Annotated in this window: 28 protein-coding genes and 1 tRNA gene (1 of these 29 cut by a window edge); 20 read left to right on the top strand and 9 right to left on the bottom strand. The window is 52.5% G+C overall.

Annotation, left to right across the window (positions count from 1 at the left end; genetic code table 11):
- From QVO51_RS08365 to QVO51_RS08320, 10 genes are all read left to right on the top strand, one after another.
- Positions 1-144, top strand: partial view of a PLP-dependent cysteine synthase family protein gene (locus QVO51_RS08365; protein WP_022358027.1) — the final stretch only. The gene continues 555 nt to the left of window position 1, outside the view; the window shows 144 of its 699 coding nt (coding positions 556-699); the start codon falls outside the window, past its left edge; the stop codon is at positions 142-144.
- Positions 59-478, top strand: coding sequence for a pyridoxal-phosphate dependent enzyme (locus tag QVO51_RS08360; RefSeq protein ID WP_369677906.1), 420 nt, complete (start codon positions 59-61; stop codon positions 476-478). Before QVO51_RS08365 ends, QVO51_RS08360 begins: the two co-directional genes overlap by 86 nt.
- A gap of 45 nt (positions 479-523) precedes the next feature.
- Positions 524-1,249: a PIN domain-containing protein gene (locus QVO51_RS08355; RefSeq protein ID WP_022358025.1), complete on the top strand. Its 726-nt coding sequence runs from the start codon at positions 524-526 to the stop codon at positions 1,247-1,249.
- Between the two features lie 18 nt (positions 1,250-1,267).
- On the top strand, positions 1,268-2,107 hold the full coding sequence (locus QVO51_RS08350) for an HAD-IIB family hydrolase (protein ID WP_022358024.1): 840 nt from the start codon (positions 1,268-1,270) through the stop codon (positions 2,105-2,107).
- A gap of 5 nt (positions 2,108-2,112) precedes the next feature.
- The gene (iorA, locus tag QVO51_RS08345; RefSeq protein ID WP_015559044.1) at positions 2,113-3,840 is read left to right on the top strand and encodes an indolepyruvate ferredoxin oxidoreductase subunit alpha; all 1,728 of its coding nucleotides are present in this window, start codon (positions 2,113-2,115) and stop codon (positions 3,838-3,840) included.
- Between the two features lie 20 nt (positions 3,841-3,860).
- Positions 3,861-4,439 (top strand): indolepyruvate oxidoreductase subunit beta, encoded by a 579-nt coding sequence (locus QVO51_RS08340; RefSeq protein ID WP_015559043.1) that lies wholly within the window; start codon positions 3,861-3,863, stop codon positions 4,437-4,439.
- Positions 4,436-4,759, top strand: coding sequence for a hypothetical protein (locus QVO51_RS08335; protein ID WP_022358023.1), 324 nt, complete (start codon positions 4,436-4,438; stop codon positions 4,757-4,759). The genes QVO51_RS08340 and QVO51_RS08335 overlap by 4 nt, the downstream gene beginning before the upstream one ends.
- A gap of 14 nt (positions 4,760-4,773) precedes the next feature.
- Complete coding sequence (locus tag QVO51_RS08330; protein ID WP_022358022.1) at positions 4,774-6,078, top strand: phenylacetate--CoA ligase family protein; 1,305 nt, start codon at positions 4,774-4,776, stop codon at positions 6,076-6,078.
- 20 nt (positions 6,079-6,098) lie between these two features.
- Complete coding sequence (locus QVO51_RS08325; RefSeq protein ID WP_015559040.1) at positions 6,099-6,527, top strand: ACT domain-containing protein; 429 nt, start codon at positions 6,099-6,101, stop codon at positions 6,525-6,527.
- 111 nt (positions 6,528-6,638) lie between these two features.
- Positions 6,639-7,070 carry a zinc ribbon domain-containing protein gene (locus QVO51_RS08320; protein WP_015559039.1) on the top strand — a complete coding sequence of 144 codons (432 nt, stop codon included), beginning with the start codon at positions 6,639-6,641 and terminating at the stop codon, positions 7,068-7,070.
- 44 nt (positions 7,071-7,114) lie between these two features.
- On the opposite strand, the gene QVO51_RS08315 is transcribed toward QVO51_RS08320, so the two are convergent.
- From QVO51_RS08315 to QVO51_RS08305, 3 genes are all read right to left on the bottom strand, one after another.
- A complete protein-coding gene (locus QVO51_RS08315; protein ID WP_276747058.1) occupies positions 7,115-7,570 on the bottom strand; it encodes a hypothetical protein in 456 nt (151 codons plus the stop codon).
- 103 nt (positions 7,571-7,673) lie between these two features.
- Complete coding sequence (locus QVO51_RS08310; protein ID WP_022358020.1) at positions 7,674-8,591, bottom strand: hypothetical protein; 918 nt, start codon at positions 8,589-8,591, stop codon at positions 7,674-7,676.
- A gap of 167 nt (positions 8,592-8,758) precedes the next feature.
- Positions 8,759-8,834, bottom strand: a tRNA-Thr gene (locus QVO51_RS08305).
- Between the two features lie 260 nt (positions 8,835-9,094).
- Here QVO51_RS08305 and QVO51_RS08300 point away from each other — a divergent pair.
- A complete protein-coding gene (locus QVO51_RS08300) occupies positions 9,095-10,606 on the top strand; it encodes a GH25 family lysozyme (RefSeq protein ID WP_022358019.1) in 1,512 nt (503 codons plus the stop codon).
- Positions 10,607-10,873: 267 nt separating this feature from the next.
- On the opposite strand, the gene QVO51_RS08295 is transcribed toward QVO51_RS08300, so the two are convergent.
- The 4 genes from QVO51_RS08295 to QVO51_RS08280 are packed head-to-tail and all read right to left on the bottom strand — an operon-like array spanning position 10,874 to position 12,858.
- The gene (locus tag QVO51_RS08295) at positions 10,874-11,383 is read right to left on the bottom strand and encodes a cob(I)yrinic acid a,c-diamide adenosyltransferase (RefSeq protein WP_022358018.1); all 510 of its coding nucleotides are present in this window, start codon (positions 11,381-11,383) and stop codon (positions 10,874-10,876) included.
- A 38-nt stretch (positions 11,384-11,421) separates the two neighbouring features.
- Positions 11,422-12,084, bottom strand: coding sequence for a sigma-70 family RNA polymerase sigma factor (locus tag QVO51_RS08290; RefSeq protein ID WP_022358017.1), 663 nt, complete (start codon positions 12,082-12,084; stop codon positions 11,422-11,424).
- Positions 12,081-12,521, bottom strand: coding sequence for an anti-sigma F factor (gene spoIIAB, locus QVO51_RS08285; protein ID WP_022358016.1), 441 nt, complete (start codon positions 12,519-12,521; stop codon positions 12,081-12,083). The genes QVO51_RS08290 and spoIIAB overlap by 4 nt, the downstream gene beginning before the upstream one ends.
- A 4-nt stretch (positions 12,522-12,525) precedes the next feature.
- Entirely contained in the window at positions 12,526-12,858 is a 333-nt protein-coding gene (locus QVO51_RS08280; protein WP_022358015.1) for an STAS domain-containing protein, read from the bottom strand.
- A 255-nt stretch (positions 12,859-13,113) separates the two neighbouring features.
- Between QVO51_RS08280 and QVO51_RS08275 the strand changes: the two genes are divergently transcribed.
- Genes QVO51_RS08275 through QVO51_RS08235 form a run of 9 tightly spaced genes read left to right on the top strand, consistent with a single transcriptional unit; the run spans position 13,114 to position 20,543 of the window.
- A complete protein-coding gene (locus QVO51_RS08275) occupies positions 13,114-15,051 on the top strand; it encodes an aconitate hydratase (RefSeq protein ID WP_022358014.1) in 1,938 nt (645 codons plus the stop codon).
- Positions 15,052-15,085: 34 nt separating this feature from the next.
- Entirely contained in the window at positions 15,086-15,298 is a 213-nt protein-coding gene (locus QVO51_RS08270; RefSeq protein ID WP_022358013.1) for a hypothetical protein, read from the top strand.
- Between the two features lie 36 nt (positions 15,299-15,334).
- On the top strand, positions 15,335-16,546 hold the full coding sequence (locus tag QVO51_RS08265) for an NADP-dependent isocitrate dehydrogenase (protein ID WP_022358012.1): 1,212 nt from the start codon (positions 15,335-15,337) through the stop codon (positions 16,544-16,546).
- 19 nt (positions 16,547-16,565) lie between these two features.
- Positions 16,566-17,216: a redox-sensing transcriptional repressor Rex gene (locus tag QVO51_RS08260; protein WP_022358011.1), complete on the top strand. Its 651-nt coding sequence runs from the start codon at positions 16,566-16,568 to the stop codon at positions 17,214-17,216.
- Positions 17,209-17,868 carry a hypothetical protein gene (locus tag QVO51_RS08255; RefSeq protein WP_022358010.1) on the top strand — a complete coding sequence of 220 codons (660 nt, stop codon included), beginning with the start codon at positions 17,209-17,211 and terminating at the stop codon, positions 17,866-17,868. The genes QVO51_RS08260 and QVO51_RS08255 overlap by 8 nt, the downstream gene beginning before the upstream one ends.
- Positions 17,869-17,922: 54 nt before the next feature.
- Complete coding sequence (locus QVO51_RS08250; protein ID WP_015559026.1) at positions 17,923-18,129, top strand: 4Fe-4S dicluster domain-containing protein; 207 nt, start codon at positions 17,923-17,925, stop codon at positions 18,127-18,129.
- Between the two features lie 30 nt (positions 18,130-18,159).
- Entirely contained in the window at positions 18,160-19,209 is a 1,050-nt protein-coding gene (locus QVO51_RS08245; protein WP_276795392.1) for a 3-methyl-2-oxobutanoate dehydrogenase subunit VorB, read from the top strand.
- Positions 19,210-19,257: 48 nt separating this feature from the next.
- On the top strand, positions 19,258-20,013 hold the full coding sequence (locus tag QVO51_RS08240) for a thiamine pyrophosphate-dependent enzyme (RefSeq protein ID WP_022358008.1): 756 nt from the start codon (positions 19,258-19,260) through the stop codon (positions 20,011-20,013).
- A complete protein-coding gene (locus tag QVO51_RS08235; protein ID WP_022358007.1) occupies positions 20,013-20,543 on the top strand; it encodes a 2-oxoacid:acceptor oxidoreductase family protein in 531 nt (176 codons plus the stop codon). Before QVO51_RS08240 ends, QVO51_RS08235 begins: the two co-directional genes overlap by 1 nt.
- A gap of 52 nt (positions 20,544-20,595) precedes the next feature.
- Here QVO51_RS08235 and QVO51_RS08230 read toward each other — a convergent pair whose 3' ends face one another.
- The gene (locus QVO51_RS08230) at positions 20,596-21,876 is read right to left on the bottom strand and encodes an SGNH/GDSL hydrolase family protein (protein ID WP_022358006.1); all 1,281 of its coding nucleotides are present in this window, start codon (positions 21,874-21,876) and stop codon (positions 20,596-20,598) included.
- Positions 21,877-21,940: 64 nt separating this feature from the next.
- On the bottom strand, positions 21,941-23,185 hold a 1,245-nt coding region (locus QVO51_RS08225; RefSeq protein ID WP_288168027.1), incomplete at its 5' end, for an ABC transporter ATP-binding protein.

Raw genomic sequence — 23,185 nt, 5'->3', positions numbered from 1 at the left:
GGATGCAGTGGTGGTAGGTGTAGGCACCGGCGGCACGGTGATGGGCATCGGGCGGCGTTTGCGGGAAACCAATCCTGCCTGCAAGCTGTATCCGCTGGAGCCGGAGAATTCACCAACCCTGTCTACGGGATACAAAACCGGTAAGCACCGGATCCAGGGTATTTCCGACGAGTTTGTGCCTCCCATCCTCAAGCTGGAGGAAACGGACGCTGTAGTTGCGGTGGATGATGTGGATTCCATCCTTATGGCGCAGATGCTGGCACGGGAGATGGGTATTGGCGTAGGGATCTCCTCCGGCGCAAACTTCCTGGGCGCTCTGAAGGCAGGGGCTCTGCTGGGGGAGGAAGCGATCATTGCCACTGTGTTTGCAGACGACAACAAGAAGTATCTGTCTACGGATTACTCCGATACCCATCAGCCCAAGCCCGGCTATCTGACGCCGGAGATCCGGCTGACCGGGGTGCGTGCAATCCGCTGACGATAGCAATCACGGGCATTGCCCGAGGAAAGGAGGCGTAAAAATATGCGTATTTTTCTGATCGATTATGAGAATGTAAATTCCTTCGGACTGGCAGGAATCTCCCGGCTTGATGCAGAGGATCGGGTGGTTCTGTTCTACAGTCAGTCTGCCAATACCCTGAATTTTGAGATTCTGGATGAGATCATGCAATCTCCGGTTCGGACGGAAAAGGTGAATCTGAACCAGTCCGGCAGGAATGCGCTGGATTTTCAGCTGGTTACCTATCTGGGCTATCTGATCGCCAAGCAGAGTGCGGATGATTTTTATATCATCAGCCGGGATATGGGCTATGTGGCGACGCAGCAGTTCTGTAAGAAGATGCTGGGGGTAAAGGTACAGATCAAGCCATCCATCCGGGATGCTCTGGCGGATAAAACATCGGTTCCGGTGAAGAAGATGACCGTTTCGCAGCCGGTCATGCTTCAGCAGCCTGCTCCGGTTGAGGGTAAATCCGGCAAAAAGAAATCCCAGAAAAAGCAGCCCAAGCAGATCATGGTACAGACAAAGCAGACTGTGCCCACTGTGAAAACGATCCGGAAGCTTTTGCTGGAGATCGATCCGGAGATCCAGACCAATCGGGTGAAGGATATCATCCAGTGCATGACTGATAGCGAATCCACCGCAGAGTTTCACAATACCCTGCAGCGGCAGTTCGGCGGCGAGGATGCAACGGACTATTACCGGGGTCTGAAGAAATTTTTTGCGGATCTGCAGGGAAGCGAGAAGTAAACAGGAAGGAACTGCTCCATGAAGACCTTATACATTTCTGATCTGGACGGTACCCTGCTTACACCGGATGCCTGCCTGTCAGAGCGCTCTACCCAACTGTTGCAGCAGCTGTCGGCGGAGGGTGTGCTTTTCTCCTGTGCTACTGCCCGCTCCATCGTATCCGTCCGCAGCATTCTGTCCCGGGTACAGATGCCCATGCCGGTGGTGCTGATGAACGGGGTGTGCATCTATGACATGCATGCCCGGCAGTATCAGCATTATGAAACCATCGGAGTGCAGACCGCCCTTCAGGTGACGGAGATTCTGGAACAGATGCAGGTTCCGGCATTTCTCTATACGATTGAAGGACAGGGGCTGGGCTGTTTCCATCACCGTTTGGATGATCCGGTGATGGAAGCGTATCGGGCAGCAAGGCCCCAGCGCTTTGACCGTCCCTTTACCCAGGTGGACAGTCTGACCCAGGCGGTGTCTGATCGGACGATCTATATCACCATGGTGGATCAAAAAGATCGGATCCAGAAGATTCGGGATGCGGTTGCGCCCCTGCCCGGTTTGCAGTATGCCTTTTATAAGGATGTGTATGACCGGGACTCCTGGTATCTGGAGCTTTGCGGGGCAGGTGCCTCCAAGCGCCAGGCAGTGGATTATCTCCGGCATGCTTACGGATTTGCGCATATCATCGGCTTTGGGGACAATCTCAATGACCTGTCCCTGTTTGCCGGATGTGACGAATGCTATGCTGTGGCAAATGCCAGGGATGAGGTAAAGGCAGCTGCCACCGGCGTTATTGGCAGCAACCTGGAGGATGCTGTGCCGGAGTGGATCCTGGAACATTATTATCACAATCAGAAAGGATAAAAAGAATGAAGAAGCTGATGCTTGGAAATGAAGCCTTCGCCAGAGGGCTTTACGAAAGCGGATGCCGGGTCGTATCAAGCTATCCCGGCACGCCGTCTACGGAAATTACAGAAGAAGTCGCAAAGTATGACGAGGTGTATGCAGAATGGGCACCCAATGAAAAGGTCGCCATGGAGGTTGCCCTGGGCGCATCCATTGCCGGTGCCAGAAGCTTCTGCGGTATGAAGCATGTAGGTCTGAATGTGGCAGCGGATCCCCTGTACACAGCATCCTACACCGGCGTCAACGGGGGCATGGTGATCGCCGTGGCGGATGATCCGGGCATGCACTCCTCCCAGAATGAGCAGGACAGCCGGCATCACGCCATTGCTTCCAAGGTGCCTATGCTAGAGCCCTCCGATTCCGGCGAATGCAAGGAATATGTAAAGCTGGCGTATGAGATCTCCGAGCAGTTTGATGCGCCGGTGATCGTCCGCATGTCCACCCGTGTGGCACATTCTCAGAGCTCTGTAGAGCTGTGTGACCGGATTGACGGGGGACTGAAACCCTACGAAAAGACCCCCCAGAAATATGTCATGATGCCTGCTTTTGCAAAGGGCCGTCATGTAGTCGTGGAAGAGCGCACGGAAAAGCTGACTGCTTATGCGGAAACCTCCCCGCTGAACCGGGTAGAAATGCATGCTTCCAAGATCGGCGTTATCACCAGCGGCATTGCCTATCAGTATGCAAGAGAAGCCCTGGGGGATACGGTTTCCTATCTGAAGCTGGGTATGGTGAACCCTCTGCCCAAGAAGCTGATCCTGGATTTTGCAGCGAAGTGTGACAAGATCTATGTGATCGAGGAGCTGGATGATGTCATCGAGACCCACTGCCGCAAGCTGGACATCCAGGTGGTTGGCAAGGAGCTGTTTGGCTACATCGGAGAGCTGTCCCAGTCCATCATTGCGGAAAAGATGCTGGGTGAGGTGAAGGAATATACTACATATCCGGAGCAGCTGCCGGTACGTCCTCCGGTTATGTGCCCTGGCTGTCCGCACAGAGGCGTATTCTATGCTTTGTCCAAGCTCAAGTGCATCGTTTCCGGGGACATCGGCTGCTACACCCTGGGTGCGGCTGCGCCCCTGTGTGCAATGGACAGCACCATCTGTATGGGCGCATCCATCTCCGGGCTTCACGGCTTCAACAAGGCAAGAGGCGCTGAAAGCGAGCAGCGTGCAGTGGCAGTCATCGGCGACTCCACCTTTATGCACAGCGGCATGACCGGTCTTGTGAACATCGCATACAACGCTACCAATTCTACCGTTATCATTCTGGACAACTCCATCACCGGCATGACCGGTCATCAGCAGAATCCCACCACCGGTAAGAACCTGAAGGGGGATCCGGCGGCGGCAGTATGCCTGGAGGATCTCTGCAAAGCCATTGGCATTCAGCGTGTCCGGGTGGTAGATCCCTATCATCTGGCGGAAACCGAAACTGCCATCAAGGAAGAGCTGGCAGTGGCTGCGCCTTCCGTGATTATTTCCCGTCGTCCCTGTGCACTGCTGAAATATGTAAAGCACAAGCCGGCGCTGCATGTGGAAGCGGACAAGTGCAAGTCCTGCAAGATGTGTCTGAAGCTGGGATGTCCGGCGATTTCCATGCGAGAGGGCAAGGCTGTCATCGACCATACCCAGTGCGTAGGCTGCGGCATCTGCATGGAGCAGTGCAAGTTCGGTGCCATTGTGGAATAAGGGAAAGGAGCAGAAGGAACATGGAAACAAAATCAGTCATGATCGTAGGCGTAGGCGGTCAGGGCAGCTTGCTGGCTTCCCGGATCCTGGGCAATGTGCTGCTGGCACAGGGCTATGACGTAAAGGTCAGCGAAGTACACGGCATGTCCCAGCGGGGCGGCTCTGTTGTGACCTATGTAAAATACGGGGATCAGGTGTATTCTCCCATCGTGGAAAAGGGTGAGGCGGATGCTATCATCTCCTTTGAACTGCTGGAGGCTGCACGCTGGGTATCCCATCTGAAAAAGGACGGTTGCCTGGTGGTATCCAAGCAGCAGCTGGATCCCATGCCGGTTGTTACCGGTGCAGCCACCTATCCGGAAAACATTCTGGAACATCTGGAAGCCCTGGGCATTGATGTGACCGCAGTGGACGCTCTGGCGCTGGCGGAATCCCTGGGCAATGCAAAGGCATCCAACGTGGTGCTGATGGGCGTGGTATCCCGGAAGCTGCCCTTCCCGGAGGAAGTATGGCAGCAGGCACTGGCGCAGTGTGTTCCGGCGAAATTCCTGGAGCTGAACAAAAAGGCATTTGCACTTGGCAGAGATGTAGTGGCATGAAGAACATAGCGGAAAGTACATGGTATGGAATCGGCAGTTTCCTGCCGTACGTCCTCTTTCTGGTGACTGTGGTCGTGACATGCGTTCTGCTGCATGAAGATGCCATGATGCCTCTGTATGGGATTCCCCTGGCTGCAGCGGCGCTTCTGGCGGTAGTCCTGTTCTGGTTCTATGTCATCACCATGTCGATGGATGCAGAAAGGTTGTCTGACAGCAGAACAAAGTATGTCTGGATGCTCTTGCTTTGGATGGCAAATATCCTTGTCTTTCCGTTCTACTGGTTCGTCTGCATCAAAAACAGGAACAGTCAATCAAAATAAAAGGGGAGTTTTCAATGTATTGGAATGAAAGTATGGAATGCGCAACGCTGAATGAAATGCGGGCGCTCCAGTCCTTCCGCCTGTCCCAGACAGTCAGAAGAGTGTACGAACGGGTACCCCTGTACCGGAAGCGTATGGATGAAGCAGGGGTTTCTCCGGCGGATATCCGCAGTGTGGATGATCTGCACAAGCTGCCCTTTACTTATAAACAGGATCTGCGGGATACCTATCCCTACGGTATGTTCGCAGTGCCCATGAGCGAGATCGTGCGTCTGCACGCCTCCAGCGGCACCACCGGCAAGCAGATCGTAGTGGGCTATACCCGGAAGGATCTGGATACCTGGGCGGAATGCTGCGCAAGAGCACTGACCGCAGCAGGGGCTACCAAGGAGGATATTATCCACGTATCCTACGGCTATGGCTTGTTCACCGGCGGACTGGGCGTACATGGCGGTGCCGAAAAGGCTGGCATGACTGTTGTGCCGGTTTCCGTGGGTAACACCAAGCGTCAGATCAACATTCTCCGGGACTTCAAGCCCACCTTTATCTGCTGCACCCCCTCCTATGCGCTGTTTTTGGCAGAGACTATGGCAGAAATGGGCATTGACAAGAGTGAACTGGCTCTGAGGGTTGGTATTTTCGGTGCAGAACCCTGGACGGAGGAAATGCGCAAGGAGATCGAGGCAAAGCTTGGACTGAAGGCAATGGATATTTACGGTCTGACCGAGATCATCGGTCCCGGCGTTGCCTTTGAGTGCCAGGAACAGTCCGGCATGCATATCAATGAGGACAACTTCATTGCAGAAACCATCGATCCGGATACGGGAGAGGTGCTGCCGATCGGCACACAGGGGGAAATCGTCTTTACCTGCATCAACAAGCAGGGCTTCCCGTTGCTTCGGTATCGGACACGGGATATCGGTGTACTGGTTCGCGAAAAGTGCAGCTGCGGCAGAACCCTGATCAAGATGAAGAAGCCTGCGGGCAGATCCGATGATATGCTGATCATCCGGGGTGTCAATGTGTTCCCGTCCCAGATCGAAAGCGTATTGCTGCAACTGGGCAATACTGCGCCCTACTACCAGTTGATCGTGGGCAGAGTGAACAACACGGATACCCTGGAGATCCAGGTAGAGATTACACCAGAGATGTTCTCTGATACGGTCAGAAGCCTGGAGGAGCAGTCCCGGAACATTAAGCAGGCAGTGGAGTCCACCCTGGGCATTTCCGCAAAGATCACCCTGGTAGAGCCGAAAACCATTCCCAGAGTTGAGGGCAAAGCGGTGCGTGTGGTGGATACCCGGAAGCTGCACGATTAAAGGACGAAAGGGGAAGAACTATGCTGATTAAACAACTATCTGTCTTTATTGAAAACAAAAAGGGGAGACTGTCCACAGTCACCGGATTGCTGCGGGATCATCATATTGACATCCGGGCTCTGTCCGTTGCAGATACCAAGGATTTTGGTATCGTTCGTCTCATTGTCACCGATACGGACAAGGCGTTTGAGGTGCTGAAGGATGCCAATTGCATGCTCAAGGTGTCCCATGTGATCGGCATCGGGGTTGCGGATCAGCCCGGGGGGCTGGCTACTGTCATGGATATGCTCCGGGAGGGCGGTATCACGGTAGAGTATATGTACGCCTATGTGAGCCGGGTTGCAGACACTGCCTTTGTAATCCTTCGGGCAGATGACAACCAGAAAGCGGCTGAGCTGTTGCAGGCAAAGGGCGTACAGCTGCTGTCTTCTGCGGATGTTTGCGGCTGATGGGTTCAGTATTGCAGAATTTAAACAAAAATACTTGACAAAGTTAGCCGACAGGGTGTATAATGTGACTATAGGAATGCGTATCTCTGTACGTTTAGGAGTGAATGGGTAATGAGTTTTTTAGACAAGGTTACAGATGCTGGTAAGGGCGTTACCGGAAAGATGCAGAATTATTCCGAGGTAAACAATCTTCGGAGAAAGATCCTGTACGAGGAAGAACGGATTATTGAAATTTTTGCTGATATCGGGAAAAAATACTACAAGAATCCGGAAGAAGATCCTCAGGTTTTCCGTGCTCTGTGTGAAGATATTGACACACGCCGTCGTCGCATCAAGAAGATGCGTTTTGAGCTGAACACCCTGCGGGGCTTTAAGCTTTGTCCCAAGTGTGAAACGGAAAACAGCGACAAGAATCAGTATTGCGGCGTATGCGGCGCTCGGCTGCCGGATATTGACGATGCGGATTTCACCTCGCTGGAGGATAATGACTACTACACAGAGAGCAATCAGATCTTCAACGCTGACCCCTCCAACCTGCATTAAAAATAAAGGCGTGCATGTTCCCGTGCACGCCTTTTTGTTTTGGATTACTGGATCACATTGCTGACCGGGGAAGCAAACTCCCAGACAACACCGCAGTACGCATACAGATACAGCCGGGATCTGTACTTTCTGCCGGATACCATGCTGCTATAGCTGTCAGTGATTCTCAGCGGGTCGCTGGTGGTGGTGACCTCCTTGCGCTTCACTTCTTTCCAGTGCCCATCCCGGTATTCCTCCAGGATCAGGATGCCCTTCATCTTGGTGGTGACGGGCTTAAACTGAGCGCCCCCTGTGTAGCTGCACTTGGTAGCAGACTCTTTTTTAATGGTGACGTAAGGATCGTAGTAGTAGTCATCGTCCGAGATGCTGGTTGTGCTTACCAGAGAGTCAGGGGAGAGAGGCATGGGTGGCGTGTTTGCAGCGCTGACAGCGCCACAGGGAAGTGTGGACAGCAGGGATGCTGCCGCCAGGATGGTTGCGAGGATCTTGTTGGTTTTCATAATGAAATACCCCATTTCGTAAAATAGTAGAGCGCTTTTTGCACTCTCCATCTATATAAACGAAATGGAATATTAAAACAGGTGAAGTTTGCCAAAATAAAAATTATTTTTGTAAAAGCTGTATAGAATTAGCTACCGAAAATACAAATTCTTGTATATCTTGATCATTCATCTGTACGTCTGAGAAATGATCGTTGTAGAAAACCTTGTAATCATTGAGCCCATCGCACCAGATCAAGGCACAATTCTTGCTCCTCAATTTTTGTTCAGTCAGAAGGAACGCATCCTGTCCCTGGTAGTTGATGACCCGACTTATGCCTTCTTCCGGCTTTGGCCGTTCTTTGAAGTAAAACCGGGAGGTGTGGGCAGTTTGTACGGTAATATATAACCAACCCATAGTTTCATTTGTGAAAGTGTAATCAATCCGATTTACCTGATCCCAGTTACCGTTCAGCTCGATTTCACCTTTTGCAGAGTCCGTGGAGTATGCGTGCATGGATTTCAGTTCAAACCCTTCGGGAACAGAGGTGAACTGGAACGGGGAAACATGATCCGGATGGCCCTCCATAACGTGCCCGTTAAATTTGCTGGAGTTATAGTACTCTGAAGGATAAAGAAACCCTGCCACCATATTGTCAAAGCAGCCGGACTTGACAGAAGAGAAGTGTACATCATTGCAGCTCTGGGGATCGGCAATGACACCACCCAGACCTACCAGGGCACTGGTGGTCAATACGGCAGCGGTAATGATTGCAGCTGCATAGCGCATGCCAAGCCGTTTGAGCCGGATCTGCCGACCGTCAGTCTTCGGAGCCGGTCTGCATACCGGATGCAGGTAGTCGTTGATTTCTGCATCTGTAAAGGCCTCGCCGTAAATGGCAGTATTCAGCTTGATCTGAAATTCCCGGGAGAAAGCATGAGGCTTTCCCGCATCGTATTTAGCGAACCAGTCTTCAGCGTCCCGAAGATTTTGTTGCGCATATTCCCGGCAAATCCGTTTCATTTTGAAATAAGCAAGCATTGTGTATGATTCCTTTCGCAAAGTTCTTTCACCATAATAAACGAATTTCAGGGATAGAATGGGTCATGCTGTATAAAAATTCTTTTTACCAAATGATTACAGTTAATGTGTGGCGAGTTCGTATAACCAAAAAGCACGCAATTCCAATGGAACTGCGTGCTTTGTTCTGGAGCTGTTTACTGGATTTGAACCAGCGACCTCTTCCTTACCAAGGAAGTGCTCTACCAACTGAGCTAAAACAGCATTTTCTTTTTTTACTCTCTCCCGAGTGCTTTATTATTATACCGCATCTTTTTGAAAATGTCAACCCCTTTTTTCAAAAAAATCTGTTTTTTTTGAAAAAACCATTTTGATCTTCGTAATCTCGGCTAAATTTTCGGTCGTAAATCATGCAATATGTAGAAATGCACAAAAAATTCGCATAATACACTTCACAAATTGCGCATTTTATGTTATACTATATGTAGTTAGATTGAACAGCGTTAGCAAAGAGGGAGTATGTTATGAAAACACCATTTACAAAGCTGATTGCTGCATGGGCTGTATCGGCTCTGATGGCTTTACAGTCAACGGTTTATGCGGCAGATCAGACTGTGCAGATAGGGGACAGTGCTGCGCCGGAAGTATCCGTGGGGACGGATGCTGTTACCGAGCAAATCTCTGATGATTTGAATGTCAGCACAAATGATATCAACAACAGTGAGGGGGATCTGACCGAGACGATCCGCCTGCCCAGCTGTGCGCAGATCAATCAGGCAATCTGCAAATCTACGCAGGATCCTGCAGCAGATGATACATATGATATTGACGGCAACGGCGTAATTAACGCTTTTGATAATGTGCTGCGGAAACGGCAGCTGCTTGAGTCCCAGTCGGAGTATGCACATTTGTTTGTGTCCAAGGCGGTGGGCTATGGCGGCGATGTGGTGCCGGTGACTGTATCCGTATCCGGCAATCCTGGTTTTCAGAATTTTATTGTGAGCTTTAGCCTGACCCAAGGGGACTATTTAACCATGCAGACCGGTGAGGAAGGTACTCTGAAGCTGACCCAGCCGGATCAGGATCTGACGCTTCGTGCTATATCCGGCGGCAATGTGGCAGCGATATACTCCACTTCAGCGGTACGGTATACGGATAACGGTGAATTGTTTACGGTATATGTGGAGATTCCGGAGAATACACCCGTTGGTGTGTATCCGCTGGAGATGGTTGTGCAGTCTATTGAAGAATCCGGGAACCAGAAGGTGCCTTATGTGATCACACAGGGCGCTGTTACAGTGCGGGAGGAAGTGATCCTGCCGCCGGTGACTGCTACCACAACGACGGTTCCTTTGGAAACAACGACAACTACCACTGTTACAACAACCTCTACAGGGCCTAAAGGACAGATTTATGACGGCATAGATGTTTCCAAGTGGCAGGGCACAGTGGATTGGGCAAAAGTTAAGGCGGATGGTTACCATTTTGCGATCATTCGTGCCGGCTATGGCAGGGAGGCTTCCCAGGTGGATCCCACCTTTGCAACGAATGTTGCAGGAGCAAAAAAAGCCGGGCTGTACTGTGGTGCATACTGGTACAGCTATGCGACAGATGCATCAGGGGCTAAAGCGGAGGCGGAATTGTTTTTGAAAACTGTAAAGGGATATCAGTTTGATTTCCCGCTGGTTTTTGATATTGAGGACAGCACCCAGCAGTCCTTGAGCAAGAGCACTGTTGCAGCGATCATTGATACGTTTTGCAGTACAGTGGAAAATGCAGGGTATTACTGTACGCTGTATAGTTACGCGTCATTTTTGACCAACAATGTGCCGGTATCCTGTCAATCGGAGCATGATATCTGGGTGGCACATACAAAAACCGAAAAGCCTGCTTTTTCTCGTGCATATGGGATGTGGCAGTACAGTCATACCGGAACGGTCAACGGCGTATCCGGCAGTACGGACTTGAATTATGCCTATAAAGATTATCCGGCAATCATGCAGAAATACGGATTCAATGGGTTTAAGGGGCAATGATCAGAAAGCCTGAGTGTGATGATTCACGCTCAGGCTTTTTTGTTAGTGGGTGTTGGCTGCATTGAAACGACCCATTGGTTTTGTTTCCCCCACCAACTACACAAAATAACAGTTTTGTGTAGTTGACATCCGTGCATCCCGTGTGGTGCCTCCTGTATGCAAAGTGTGCTTTTTGTTGCAAGGACAAGTGTACCATCCCTTACAGCATTCTTTTTTATCGAAACAAAACGCCCACACGGATGAAATCTCCGCATGAGCGCCGATCATTCAATATTCAATGCCTTTTCGTGCCTGGACGCCGGACTGATATGGATGCCGTACACATCTGCATTCTGTCACATAATCCGCATGTTCTGTAAACAGCGGCTGTTCTACATGTCCGGTATAAATCTGTTCCGCCATGGGATGCATCACAAGCTGCTTCACCAGATCTACATCGATCAATTCCAGCTCTACCGCATCTCCAATCTCGTCCAGGATCAGCAGTCCATCCGGCTGCTGCTTGGCCCATGCAGCAGCTGATTCCAGCATGTGGTTGTGCTGGGCTGTGATCTCCTGCATTTGTTGTTGCGTCATCTGAAAGCTGAATCCGTAATCCTTTGGCAGGCGTATCAGTGTCACTTGGGGCAAAACCCCAAGGCTTTTCACTTCTCCGCTGAAGCTGCCCTTGAGAAATTGTACCACACATACCGGAAGACCATGTCCGGCGGCTCGTACAGCCATTCCCAATGCTGCGGTGGTCTTTCCTTTTCCGTTGCCATAATAGTAATGCGTCATTGTCGTCACCTCAGCTTGATTATATCACGGAATCCGCTTCATCGCAACAGCTCCTCCCGCATGGTCAGCAGCAGCTTCTTCTCTCGTCTGGATACCTGTACCTGGGTCATGCCCAGAGCCTGTGCAGTCTGGGATTGGGTCTTGTTCTGGTAATACCGCATAGTCAGCAGCATCCTGTCCCGTTCGGAAAGGGTCTGCATGATCTGCCGCAGCGCCAGCACGTCTCCGATTTCCGTATCCGGCGGCGGTACCGGGATATCCAGTTGTCCTTCCCCGCTTTCCCCCGGATCTGTCAGGGATACCGGTGGCACGCTGACGCACAATGCCTGGACGATCTCCGCTTCCTCTACACCCATTTCCTTTGCCAGCTGCTGCACGGTGGGTTCTTTGCCGCTTTGCATGCGCAGCTCGTCCCGCAGACGCACCACCCGCATGGACAGTTCCTTCATACTCCTGCTGACCTTGACCGTGCCTCCGTCCCGGAACAGCCGTTTGATCTCCCCCAGGATCACCGGCACTGCATAGGTGGAAAACCGCACGCCTCGTTCCGTGTCAAAGGCGTTGACTGCTTTCATCAAGCCGATGCATCCAGCAGAATACAGGTCGTCATATTCCACACCCCGTCCCCGGAACCGGTTGGCGCAAAGATGCACCAGCCCCAGGTTTTCCTCTGCACGGGGTTGTGAGCAGGGCGCACTCATACGGGAACCGTCACGCCCAGCCGCTTGCGCATGACCACGGTTGTGCCCCTGCCCACCTTGCTTTTGACAGACAGCTTGTCCATAAAGCTTTCCATAACTGCAAAGCCCAGTCCTGCACGCTCCTCAGCGGCGGCAGTGGTGTACAGAGGTTCCATAGCTTGTGCTACGTCCGGAATGCCGCAGCCGCAGTCCTTGATGCGTATGTACACCTCATTGCCCTCCAGCAGCTTGACGCACAGCTCTATGGTGCCCACCGTGCCCCGGTATCCGTGTACGATGGCGTTCGTTACCGCTTCGGATACCGCCGTTCGGATATCCGCAATTTCCTCAATGGTCAGATCCAGCTGGGCGGCAAATGCAGTTACTGCTGTGCGTGCGTATGCCTCATTCACCGACAGGGATGGAAAGGTGCATTTCATTTCATTGATCGTTTTCATTTGATTATCCTTTCTGCTCAGCCGGATGCACCGGCGCATGTATGTTTGCCAGTTTGTCAATGCCGGACAGCTGCATGACCTTCCGGATGTGACCGGCAGGAACTGCGATCTCCACCTGTCCCCCGTATGCGGCAGCCTGCCGGACTCTGCCCATCACCAAGCCGATGCCGGAGCTGTCCATAAAGGTCACACCGGTAAAATCCAGGATCAGCCGCTTTGGCAGCAGCTCCTCCAGTCGGCAGTCGATCTGCTCCCGCAGCGGTCCCGCACTGTGATGATCGATCTCGCCCTGCAGCATGACCCGCAGTATCCCTTCCTCCGTTTGAAATTCCAGCATAAAATACGCCTCCTTGTTATTTGCCTGACGAACGGCACTGCTTTTGCCGCCCTTGCGCTTTGTCACAATTATACCCCCAACTGTATGCGAATTTTGTTGAAACCTGCTGTCCATTTTTTTGATAGGTGCTTTTTACTGTGAATTTCTTGACAAGTGTGCTGAAAATGTAGTAAAATAAAGAAGTATCCGAAACAGTCACGGCTGTTCGGAAGCGTATTCTTATTTTGTATATTCTGATTCGAAAGGGTGAACGCAATGGGTCTGACACTAACCGAAAAAATTCTGAAGGCGCACATTGTGGATGGCGAACTGATTAAGGGCACCGAGATCGGTCTGCGCATTGACCAGACGCTGACGCAGGATGCAACGGGAACAATGGCTTATCTGGAATACGAGGCAATGGGGGTGCCCAGAGTCAAAACAGAGCTTTCTGTGGCATACATCGATCATAACACACTGCAGAACGGCTTTGAAAATGCAGATGACCATCGTTTTATCGGCAGCGTGACCAAGAAGCACGGCATTCGCTTCTCCCGTCCGGGCAACGGTATCTGCCACCAGGTACATCTGGAGCGGTTTGGCATCCCGGGCAAGACCTTGATCGGCTCCGACAGTCATACCCCCACCGGCGGCGGCATCGGCATGCTGGCAATGGGCGCAGGCGGACTGGACGTTGCAGTGGCAATGGGTGGCGGTGCGTACTACATTACCTGTCCCAAGGTGGTTCGTGTCAATCTGACCGGCAAGCTTTCTCCCTGGGTTGCTGCAAAGGATGTGATCCTGGAGGTTCTGCGCCGGATGTCCGTCAAGGGCGGCGTGGGTAAGGTCATCGAGTACTGCGGTGAGGGTGTCAAGACCCTGTCCGTACCGGAGCGTGCAACCATTACCAATATGGGCGCTGAGCTGGGCGCCACAACTTCCATCTTCCCTTCTGACGAAGTGACCAGGGAATTCCTCACTGCACAGGGCAGAGGCGAGGTCTGGACGCCCCTGGCAGCGGATCCGGATGCTGTATACGACGAGGAGCTGACCATTGATCTGAGTCAGCTGGTGCCTATGGCAGCATGTCCCCATTCCCCGGACAATGTCAAGACCGTTGCGGAGATCGGCCCCATGAAGATCGACCAGGTATGCATCGGTTCCTGCACCAACTCCAGTCTGCTGGATATGCTGAAGGTGGCTTATATCCTCAAGGGCAAGACCGTGCATCCGGACGTTTCCCTGTCCATTGCTCCCGGCTCCAAGCAGGTATTGCAGATGCTGGCACAGAACGGCGCACTGGCAGATATGATCGCAGCCGGCGCACGGATCCTGGAAAGCGCATGCGGTCCCTGCATTGGTATGGGACAGTCCCCCAATTCCCACGGCATTTCTCTGCGTACCTTCAACCGGAACTTTGAAGGCCGCTCCGGTACACGGGACGGTCAGATCTATCTGGTTTCTCCGGAGCTTGCTGCTGCATCCGCTCTTACCGGCGTGCTGACTGACCCCAGAACCCTGGGCGAGATGCCGGACTTCCAGCTGCCCAAGACCTTTACAGTCAATGATAATATGATCGAACTGCCTGCACCGGAATCTGAAATGGACAAGGTGGAGATTCTGCGCGGTCCCAACATCAAGCCCTTCCCCCAGACCAGTCCCCTGGCGGACAGCATCGATGTTCCCTGTTCCCTGAAGGTGGGGGACAATATCACCACCGACCACATCATGCCCGCAGGCGCAAAGATTTTGCCCTTGCGCTCCAATATTCCGGCAATCAGTGAGCATTGCTTCACCGTTTGCGATCCTGCATTCCCGACCCGTGCAAAGGAACTTGGCAAGTCTATTATTGTAGGTGGCGCAAACTATGGTCAAGGCTCTTCCCGTGAGCATGCGGCTCTCGCACCGCTGTATCTGGGAGTCAAGGCTGTACTGGTGAAGTCCTTTGCCCGGATCCACCGTGCAAACCTCATCAATGCCGGTATCCTGCCTCTGACCTTTGCCAACGAAGCGGATTACGACAAGATCGACCAGGGGGATGAACTGGAGTTGGCGAATGTACGCAAGGCAATTGAAGCCGGCGAATCCCAGCTGACCCTCCGGGATAAGACCAAGGGCATTGACATTCCGGTGCTGTGTGAGCTCAGCGGCAGAACTAAGGATATCGTACTGGCAGGCGGTCTGCTGGATTACACCAGAGAAGCATTGAAGTAAGACCTTATTTTATAACAGAAAGAGGGATCGAATCATGTATTTTCTCTCCACTCTGCCGATTATGGCTCGGCACTACCGCATTCGCTCTGCCAAGGATCTGATCCTGGTCGTGATTATCGCAGCGGTCATGTACGGCATACAGACCCTCTGCACCAAGAAGTTTGATATGGAGCCTCGTACTGCCAGAGTAATCGGCGTAATTGCAGCAATGGTTGTTGCTTTGATTTTGGTTTTTTCCTTTCACTAAGGCAATACAACATTTCATACAAGGAGGTATACCCCGATGAGCAAAATTCAGATGAAAACGCCCCTGGTCGAAATGGACGGGGACGAAATGACCCGGATCCTGTGGCAGTGGATCAAGGATATTCTCATCACGCCCTATGTGGATCTGAATGTGGATTACTACGACCTGGGACTGGTTCACCGGAATGAAACCAGTGACCAGGTGACCCTGGACAGCGCAGAAGCCACCAAGAAATACGGTGTGGCTGTAAAGTGCGCTACCATTACACCCAACGCAGCAAGAATGCCCGAATACAACCTGAAGGAAATGTGGAAGTCCCCCAACGGCACCATCCGTGCCATCCTGGATGGTACCGTGTTCCGAACCCCCATCCTGGTCAAGGGCATTACCCCCTACATTCCTACCTGGACAAAGCCCATTACCATCGCCCGTCACGCTTATGGGGATGTGTACAAGAACACCGAGATGCAGGTGAAGGGCGGCTGTAAGGCGGAGCTGGTTGTGACCGATGCTGAGGGCAAGGAAACCCGCCAGCTGATCCACGATTTCAAGACCGACGGCATTATCCAGGGTCTGCACAACATTGACCAGTCCATTGCCGGATTTGCCCGTTCCTGCTTCTCCTACGGTCTGGACACCAAGCAGGATGTATGGTTTGCCACAAAGGACACCATTTCCAAGAAGTACGACCACCGGTTCAAGGATATTTTCGCAGAGATCTTTGAAGCGGAGTACAAGGAAAAGTTTGAAGCAGCCGGCATTGAATATTTCTACACCCTGATCGATGATGCAGTGGCACGGGTGATCCGTTCCAACGGTGGGTATATCTGGGCATGCAAGAACTACGACGGGGATGTGATGTCCGACATGGTATCCACCGCTTATGGCAGCCTGGCTATGATGACTTCCGTTCTGGTATCCCCCACCGGCGTGTATGAATATGAAGCTGCACATGGCACAGTTCAGCGTCATTACTACAAGCATCTGAAGGGAGAGGAAACCTCCACCAACTCCGTTGCAACCATCTTTGCATGGAGCGGTGCGCTCCGCAAGCGTGGTGAGCTGGACAGCATTCCGGAATTGGTTCGCTATGCGGATAATCTGGAGCAGGCAACCATCCAGACCATTGAAGACGGCATCATGACAGGAGATCTGTACCTGCTGTCCAGTCTGGAAAACAAGAAGAAGGTGAACTCCAAGGAGTTCCTGGAGGAAATCAACTGCCGTCTGGCAAAGTTGATGGGCTAAATCCCGGAAAGGCAATCGCATGGCAAAAGATAGTATCTCTCATTCGGTGATTCGTCGGATGCCCCGTTACTATCGCTTTCTCGGTGAACTGGAACGTCAGGGAATGATCCGGATCTCCTCCCGGGAGCTTGCAGAGCGTATGGGGCTGACCGCTTCCCAGATCCGTCAGGATCTGAACTGCTTCGGCGGCTTCGGACAGCAGGGCTACGGTTATAATGTGACGGAGCTTCACGCCCAGATTGGGAAGATTCTTGGCGTGCACGCAGGCAACAAAACCATTCTCATTGGCGTAGGCAACCTTGGAAAAGCCATTGCGCAGCACATTGATTTTGAAAAGCGGGGCTGTAAGCTGATCGGCATTTTCGACAGCAACCATGCACTGTGCGGTAAGCAGATTGCCGGGGTCACGGTGGATCCCATCGAAAACCTGGAGGCGTTCTGCGCCGCAAATCATCCGGTTATGGCTGTGCTTTGCATTCCGAAAACCGCCGCCCATGACCTGGCGCATCAGTTGGTGAAGCTGGGGGTTCGTGCCTTCTGGAACTTCAGTCACTATGACCTGCGGCTGGAGCATGAACAGGAACAGATCATCGTAGAAAATGTGCATCTGGGCGACAGCCTGATGACACTTGCCTACGGCTTGCAGCATCAAGGGGATGCACATGAGTAATATGAAAAAAATCACCATTGTAACCGGGCATTACGGCACCGGTAAAACCAATTATTCCGTAAATCTGGCGCTGGAGGCTGCCCGTACCGGGGAGCCTGTCAGCATCGTGGATCTGGACATCGTCAATCCCTATTTCCGCACTGCGGATTTCGGCAGGCTTTTTGCTGAGCACGGTGTCACCATGATTACGCCGGATTACGCAAACAGCAACGTGGACATTCCGGTTCTGAATTTTGATCTGGAGCGGATCGCATCCGATCCGGGCTACCTGATCGTGGACGTGGGTGGAGACGATGCAGGCGCAACCGCATTGGGCCGCTATGCAGAGGCATTCTCGCAGTATGCCGACTGCCTGGACATGCTCTATGTGATCAATTGCTATCGCTATCTGACCAAGACCCCCCAGGAAGCCCTGACGATGATGTACGAAATCGAGCAGGCTTCCCATATGAAGCATACCGGAATCGTCAACAATTCCAATCTGGGCTGTGAAACCACCGTTGCCCATATCGAGTCCTCCCTGCCCTTTGCCCAGGAACTGGCACGGCAGGCGGATCTTCCACTTTTGTACACGACCTATGACGATCGACTATCGCCATCAGGTGTGGGGCTGCATCCGGTTCATGTGCATGTCCGTCCCATCTGGGACTAATGGCTGCCACCCCTTGCAACCAATAACATTTTTTCCGGAAAGGAGAATCAGACCATGGCTAAGATGACAGTATTGTTTGAGCGCTGCAAGGGCTGCGGGCTTTGCACCACAGCCTGCCCGAAGCATATTGTTGCGATTTCAAAGGAAAAGCGCAACAAGAAAGGCTACTTCACGGCTGCCTGTACAGATGATGCGGCATGCATCGGCTGTGCAATGTGCGCTATGATGTGCCCGGACTGCGCAATTACAGTTGAAAAGTAATCCACTTGTTGGAAAGAAAGGAAGTTTCGCATCTTGGAAAAAAATCTTATGAAGGGCAATGAAGCTCTTGCTGAAGCAGCCATCAGAGCCGGCTGTAAGTGTTTCTTCGGTTACCCCATTACGCCCCAGACTGAGCTTTCCGCATATATGGCAAAGCGTATGCACAAGGAGGGCGGCGTGTTCCTGCAGGCTGAGTCAGAAATCGCAGCCATCAACATGGTACTGGGCGCTGCTTCCACCGGCGTTCGGGCTATGACCTCCTCCTCTTCTCCCGGGATCTCCCTGAAGTCTGAGGGCATTTCCTATATTGCCGGTTCCGATGTTCCGGCAGTGATCATCAACGTGCAGAGAGGCGGCCCGGGTCTGGGCGGTATCCAGCCTTCCCAGGCTGACTACTGGCAGGCTACCAAGGCACTGGGTCACGGCGACTTCCAGTTGCTTGTATTCGCTCCTTCCTCCGTACAGGAAATGGTGGACATGGTTGTCAAGGCGTTTGACACCGCTGACAAGTACCGGATGCCTGCTATGATCCTGGCAGACGGTCTGCTGGGTCAGATGATGGAGCCGGTTCAGTTCCCGGAAATCAAGGCAAACAGCATTGACAAGTCCTCCTGGGCTGCCAATGGTCATGGCAACAAGCGTGAACACCACATCATCAACTCCTTGTACATCAATGCTACCGACCTGGAAGAGCAGGTCATTGAGCGCTACAAGCGGTACGACATCATCAAGGAGAATGAGACTGACGCTGAACTGTACCTGACTGAGGATGCTGACATTGTGGTATGTGCATACGGTGCGACCGCCCGTGTGGTAAAGTCCGCAGTAAACAGCGCCCGTGCAGAGGGCATCAAGGTCGGCATGTTCCGTCCCAAGACCCTGTGGCCCTTCCCGGTCAAGGAGATTAACCAGGCTTGCCAGCACGCATCCAAGCTGCTGTGCGTAGAAATGTCCATGGGTCAGATGATCGATGATGTCAAGCTGGCGATCAACTGTTCCAAGCCTGTTTCCTTCTTCGGCAGAACCGGTGGTGTGATCCCGACTCCGGTTGAAGTCCTGGAACATATCAAGAGCCTCTAAATTTTGCGAAAGGAGTGGGTTCTCCTGCAAGGAGAATCTTGAAATAAAATGGCTACTGTATTTGAAAGACCCCACGCACTTTGCGACACGCCGATGCACTACTGTCCTGGCTGTACCCATGGTATTGTACATAGACTGCTGTGCGAAGTTCTGGATGAGATGGGCATTGAGGGCGAGACCATCGGTGTATGTCCGGTTGGCTGCTCCGTATTTGCTTACAATTATTTCAACTGTGATATGATCGAAGCGCCCCACGGCAGAGCACCGGCTGTTGCAACCGGCGTTAAGCGTTCCAACCCGGACAAGTATGTGTTCACTTATCAGGGCGACGGCGACCTGGCTGCCATTGGTACTGCGGAAACCGTTCATGTTGGCGCAAGAGGCGAGAACATCGTTGTGATCTTCATCAACAACACCATTTACGGCATGACCGGCGGTCAGATGGCACCTACCACCATTCCGGGTCAGGTTACCCAGACCACTCCCTTCGGCCGTGACACAGAGCTTGCCGGCTACCCGATCCGGGTATGCGAGATGATGGCTACCCTCAGTGGTACTGCTTTGGCACAGCGTGTTGCTGTAGATACCGTTCCCCACATCCGGGAAACCAAGAAGGCGATTCGCAAGGCGTTTGAAAACCAGAAGGAAAAGCGCGGTCTGTCCATTGTAGAAGTACTCTCCACCTGTCCGACCAACTGGGGCATGACTCCACTGGAGGCGATCAAGCGTCTGCAGGATGAGTGCATCCCATACTACCCGCTGGGCATATATAAGGATGTTACAGCTGAAGGAGGAGAAAAGTAATGAAATATGATATTCTGCTGGCTGGCTTTGGCGGTCAGGGTATTCTGTTTGCCGGCAAGCTCCTCGCATACTGTGCGCTGATCGACGGCAAGGAGTTGTCTTGGCTTCCGTCCTACGGTCCGGAGATGCGTGGCGGTACCTGTAACTGCTCCGTTTGCATCTCTGACGAGCCCATCGGTTCTCCCCTGGTTTTGACACCGGATCTGCTGATCGCACTGAATCAGCCTTCTTACGATAAGTTCATCGGCAGTGTTCGCAAGGGCGGTATGGCATTTGTGGACAGCACTTTGGTGGACACCACTGTGGAAACACCGGATATTCAGTGCTTCTATGTACCCGCAACCCAGATGGAAACCGATGCAAACCTGCCCAAGGCAGCAAACATCATTCTGCTGGGCAAAATGCTCAAGGAAACCGGTATGTTCTCCGATGAAGTGATCCGCAAGGGTCTGGAGAAGCTGATCCCTCCGAAGCGTGCGCATCTGATTGAAAACAACCTGCGCGCCATCAACATGGGAATGAACGTGTAAATCATAAAGTAACCCCCTTCATGCATTTCGCATGAAGGGGGTTTTCTATCTCTTACTGAAAACTGCCGCCTGGCTGGATGTCCAGAGTGTTGCAGATTTCCTCCGTGAGCAGCTGGGCGCTGTCTTGCTGGGTTTTGACGGAAGGGTGATAATCGGCGCCATAGCCGTCCTCCTGGGTCTGAACCGGAGAGGCATAGCTTTTGATCCGGGTGTCTCCAGTGGCGGCGCTGTATTCCCCCACCGCCTGCTCGATCAATCCGTACACCGATTCCCCTCCCATGGTACCCATGGTGCAGAAAATGTAGGCATTGGGGTTCTTCTGGCGTACTTGTTTGAGAAAGTCCGCATAGCCCTTGATAAACTCCTTGGAACGGCTGGAAAAGCTGGGACTTAGATAGGAGTAATCGTTGGTGCCCAGGTTGATAACCACCACGTCATTCTGCTCCACATGCTCAAAATCCCACTGTTTTTTGTATTTGGGCAGGATCCCGATCAGATTATAATACTTTGGCAGAATGCTGTCCGGCTTTTTTTGCCCATCCCCTGTCCAGCCGGAAACGATGCCGTAACCGCTGTAGCATACAGCGCTGTAATCTGCATTCAGCATCCGGGCTGTTAGGTAGGCATAGGTTTTGGTGAAATTCTCCGTGCCGGTGGTGAAGGAGTCCTTTTCCGATTTGGTTTCTACGCCATAGCCGCAGGTGATGGAATCTCCGATAAACTCGATTCGCAGATCCTTGACTGGAATGGGCTGTACCGGCTCCTGGTAAATGGATGTAACGGTTACATGCTTCACACCGATCGCTCCGTATCCGGCTTCCGAAAGCTGGATTACCTTGACACTGGCGGTTCTGGGCTGGTTGGATTCAAACAGAGGGATCTCCAGCTCCTTGGTGCGCATCAGTGCATCCGTCAGCAGCTGATCGTCCAGATACACTGCATACCGGGGCTTGTGGTTTTCCTTGCCAAGTGCAGTTCCGTCCCCTGCCAGGGTCAGAACTGCTTTCGTGCCGGTTACCGTAAATTCTGCGGCAGAACCGCTCTGTACCAGCCAGGTGATCTGATCCTCGTCCCGCATGGTTCTGCCCTGTAATTTCATATGAGCTGCAATGGCAGGATAGCTTTCTGTTTGCTCACTGTCCCATTTGGGCGCATTCTCCGGCATGGTTGCCGGTTCTTCTGCATATTGACTGTTGTTCCCGGTGAGAGTCTGCATAATGGGCTTATTCAGACCCTTTATGCCGTGTGTATATAAAACCCAGCAGATCAATCCGCCGATCGCCAGTACCAGAACGGCGGTGACTGCGGCAACGGCAACGTCTCTCTTTCTCATACCCTGCTGCCTCCTATTCCTCAACATTATAACAAACGTCCTAGTAAATGTTAACAGTTAGCATTTACCGGGCAAATTGACTATTATACAGGTTTGCATAAAAACCATTTTTTGCAAGAAGTGTGCTATGATTCCCCTGTTCAATGATGTGACCATCCTGCATCACCAGAATCACATCCGCCTCTCGGATGGTGGAAAGCCGGTGTGCCACAATAAAGCTGGTTCTCCCCTGCATCATCCGGGAGAATGCCTCCTGGATCTTCAGCTCCGTCCGGGTATCAATGGAGGAGGTTGCCTCATCCAGGATCAGCATGGGGGGCAGGCAGAGCATCACTCTGGCAATGCACAGAAGCTGCTTTTGCCCTTGGGACAGGCTGCCTCCATCCTCTCCGATCACGGTGTTATAGCCCTGGGGCAGTCGCTTGATGAAGCTGTGTGCATGTGCAGCTTTGGATGCCTGAAGCAGTTCTTCCTCTGTGGCATCTGGCTTTCCCATACAGATATTTTCCCGTATGGTTCCTGCCTTCAGCCAGGTTTCCTGCAAGACCATGCCGTAGCTGCTGCGCAGGCTGTGTCGTGTGACGTTCCGGATGTCCTTCCCTTCCACGGAGATAGACCCTTGATCCACATCATAAAACCGCATCAGCAGATTGATGACGGTAGTCTTGCCGCAGCCGGTGGGTCCCACAATGGCAATGCGCTGTCCGGGCTTGACGGTGAGATTCAGATGCTCGATCAGTTTCCGATCCGGCACATAGGAGAAGGATACATCCGAAATAGACAGGTTCCCTGCCACATGCCCCAGCTCGGCAGCATCTGCCGGATCCGGAATCTGGGGCGTTTCCTCGATCAGCTCAAAGATCCGTGCAGCACATGCAAGAGCGTTTTGCAGCTCGGTGATGACCCCGGAGATCTCGTTGAAGGGCTTGGTATACTGGTTTGCGTAGGACAGGAAGCAAGACAGCTGACCTACCGTAAAGGGCACAGCGGCTCCGGCAGTGGAAATACACATCAAAGCGCCTGCCAGCGCCACGCTTGCATAGACCACGCTGTTGACAAAGCGGGTTGCCGGATTGGTGATGGAGGAAAAGAAGGTAGCCTGCAGGGAGCATCGGGCAAGACGATCGTTGATTTCATCGAACTGCTCCATGCTCTCTGCCTGGTGGGAAAATGCCTGCACCACCTTCTGGTTGCCAATCATTTCATCGATCAGTGCCGTTTGCTCTCCCCGCACCTGAGACTGCTGCCGGAACATGCTGTAGGTGCGGCGGGCAATGAACCGGGCAATGAACAGGGATAGAGGTGTCAG

Source organism: Ruminococcus sp. CAG:379, assembly GCF_000434255.1.
Lineage (GTDB): Bacteria > Bacillota > Clostridia > Oscillospirales > Ruminococcaceae > Ruminococcus_F > Ruminococcus_F champanellensis.
This window is presented reverse-complemented; position numbering and strand designations above follow the sequence as displayed.

What these genes read in the sequence shown, in the direction of transcription:
- QVO51_RS08260 (WP_022358011.1), top strand. Translation starts at nt 16,566, where the DNA reads ATGGCAAAAGATAGTATCTCTCATTCGGTGATTCGTCGGATGCCCCGT.
- QVO51_RS08265 (WP_022358012.1), top strand. Translation starts at nt 15,335, where the DNA reads ATGAGCAAAATTCAGATGAAAACGCCCCTGGTCGAAATGGACGGGGAC.
- QVO51_RS08330 (WP_022358022.1), top strand. Translation starts at nt 4,774, where the DNA reads ATGTATTGGAATGAAAGTATGGAATGCGCAACGCTGAATGAAATGCGG.
- QVO51_RS08300 (WP_022358019.1), top strand. Translation starts at nt 9,095, where the DNA reads ATGAAAACACCATTTACAAAGCTGATTGCTGCATGGGCTGTATCGGCT.
- QVO51_RS08290 (WP_022358017.1), bottom strand. Translation starts at nt 12,084, where the DNA reads ATGAGTGCGCCCTGCTCACAACCCCGTGCAGAGGAAAACCTGGGGCTG.
- QVO51_RS08350 (WP_022358024.1), top strand. Translation starts at nt 1,268, where the DNA reads ATGAAGACCTTATACATTTCTGATCTGGACGGTACCCTGCTTACACCG.
- QVO51_RS08230 (WP_022358006.1), bottom strand. Translation starts at nt 21,876, where the DNA reads ATGAGAAAGAGAGACGTTGCCGTTGCCGCAGTCACCGCCGTTCTGGTA.
- QVO51_RS08335 (WP_022358023.1), top strand. Translation starts at nt 4,436, where the DNA reads ATGAAGAACATAGCGGAAAGTACATGGTATGGAATCGGCAGTTTCCTG.
- iorA (WP_015559044.1), top strand. Translation starts at nt 2,113, where the DNA reads ATGAAGAAGCTGATGCTTGGAAATGAAGCCTTCGCCAGAGGGCTTTAC.
- QVO51_RS08325 (WP_015559040.1), top strand. Translation starts at nt 6,099, where the DNA reads ATGCTGATTAAACAACTATCTGTCTTTATTGAAAACAAAAAGGGGAGA.
- QVO51_RS08340 (WP_015559043.1), top strand. Translation starts at nt 3,861, where the DNA reads ATGGAAACAAAATCAGTCATGATCGTAGGCGTAGGCGGTCAGGGCAGC.
- QVO51_RS08255 (WP_022358010.1), top strand. Translation starts at nt 17,209, where the DNA reads ATGAGTAATATGAAAAAAATCACCATTGTAACCGGGCATTACGGCACC.
- QVO51_RS08310 (WP_022358020.1), bottom strand. Translation starts at nt 8,591, where the DNA reads ATGCTTGCTTATTTCAAAATGAAACGGATTTGCCGGGAATATGCGCAA.
- QVO51_RS08240 (WP_022358008.1), top strand. Translation starts at nt 19,258, where the DNA reads ATGGCTACTGTATTTGAAAGACCCCACGCACTTTGCGACACGCCGATG.
- QVO51_RS08275 (WP_022358014.1), top strand. Translation starts at nt 13,114, where the DNA reads ATGGGTCTGACACTAACCGAAAAAATTCTGAAGGCGCACATTGTGGAT.
- QVO51_RS08315 (WP_276747058.1), bottom strand. Translation starts at nt 7,570, where the DNA reads ATGAAAACCAACAAGATCCTCGCAACCATCCTGGCGGCAGCATCCCTG.
- QVO51_RS08270 (WP_022358013.1), top strand. Translation starts at nt 15,086, where the DNA reads ATGTATTTTCTCTCCACTCTGCCGATTATGGCTCGGCACTACCGCATT.
- QVO51_RS08295 (WP_022358018.1), bottom strand. Translation starts at nt 11,383, where the DNA reads ATGACGCATTACTATTATGGCAACGGAAAAGGAAAGACCACCGCAGCA.
- QVO51_RS08280 (WP_022358015.1), bottom strand. Translation starts at nt 12,858, where the DNA reads ATGCTGGAATTTCAAACGGAGGAAGGGATACTGCGGGTCATGCTGCAG.
- spoIIAB (WP_022358016.1), bottom strand. Translation starts at nt 12,521, where the DNA reads ATGAAAACGATCAATGAAATGAAATGCACCTTTCCATCCCTGTCGGTG.
- QVO51_RS08250 (WP_015559026.1), top strand. Translation starts at nt 17,923, where the DNA reads ATGGCTAAGATGACAGTATTGTTTGAGCGCTGCAAGGGCTGCGGGCTT.
- QVO51_RS08320 (WP_015559039.1), top strand. Translation starts at nt 6,639, where the DNA reads ATGAGTTTTTTAGACAAGGTTACAGATGCTGGTAAGGGCGTTACCGGA.
- QVO51_RS08355 (WP_022358025.1), top strand. Translation starts at nt 524, where the DNA reads ATGCGTATTTTTCTGATCGATTATGAGAATGTAAATTCCTTCGGACTG.
- QVO51_RS08235 (WP_022358007.1), top strand. Translation starts at nt 20,013, where the DNA reads ATGAAATATGATATTCTGCTGGCTGGCTTTGGCGGTCAGGGTATTCTG.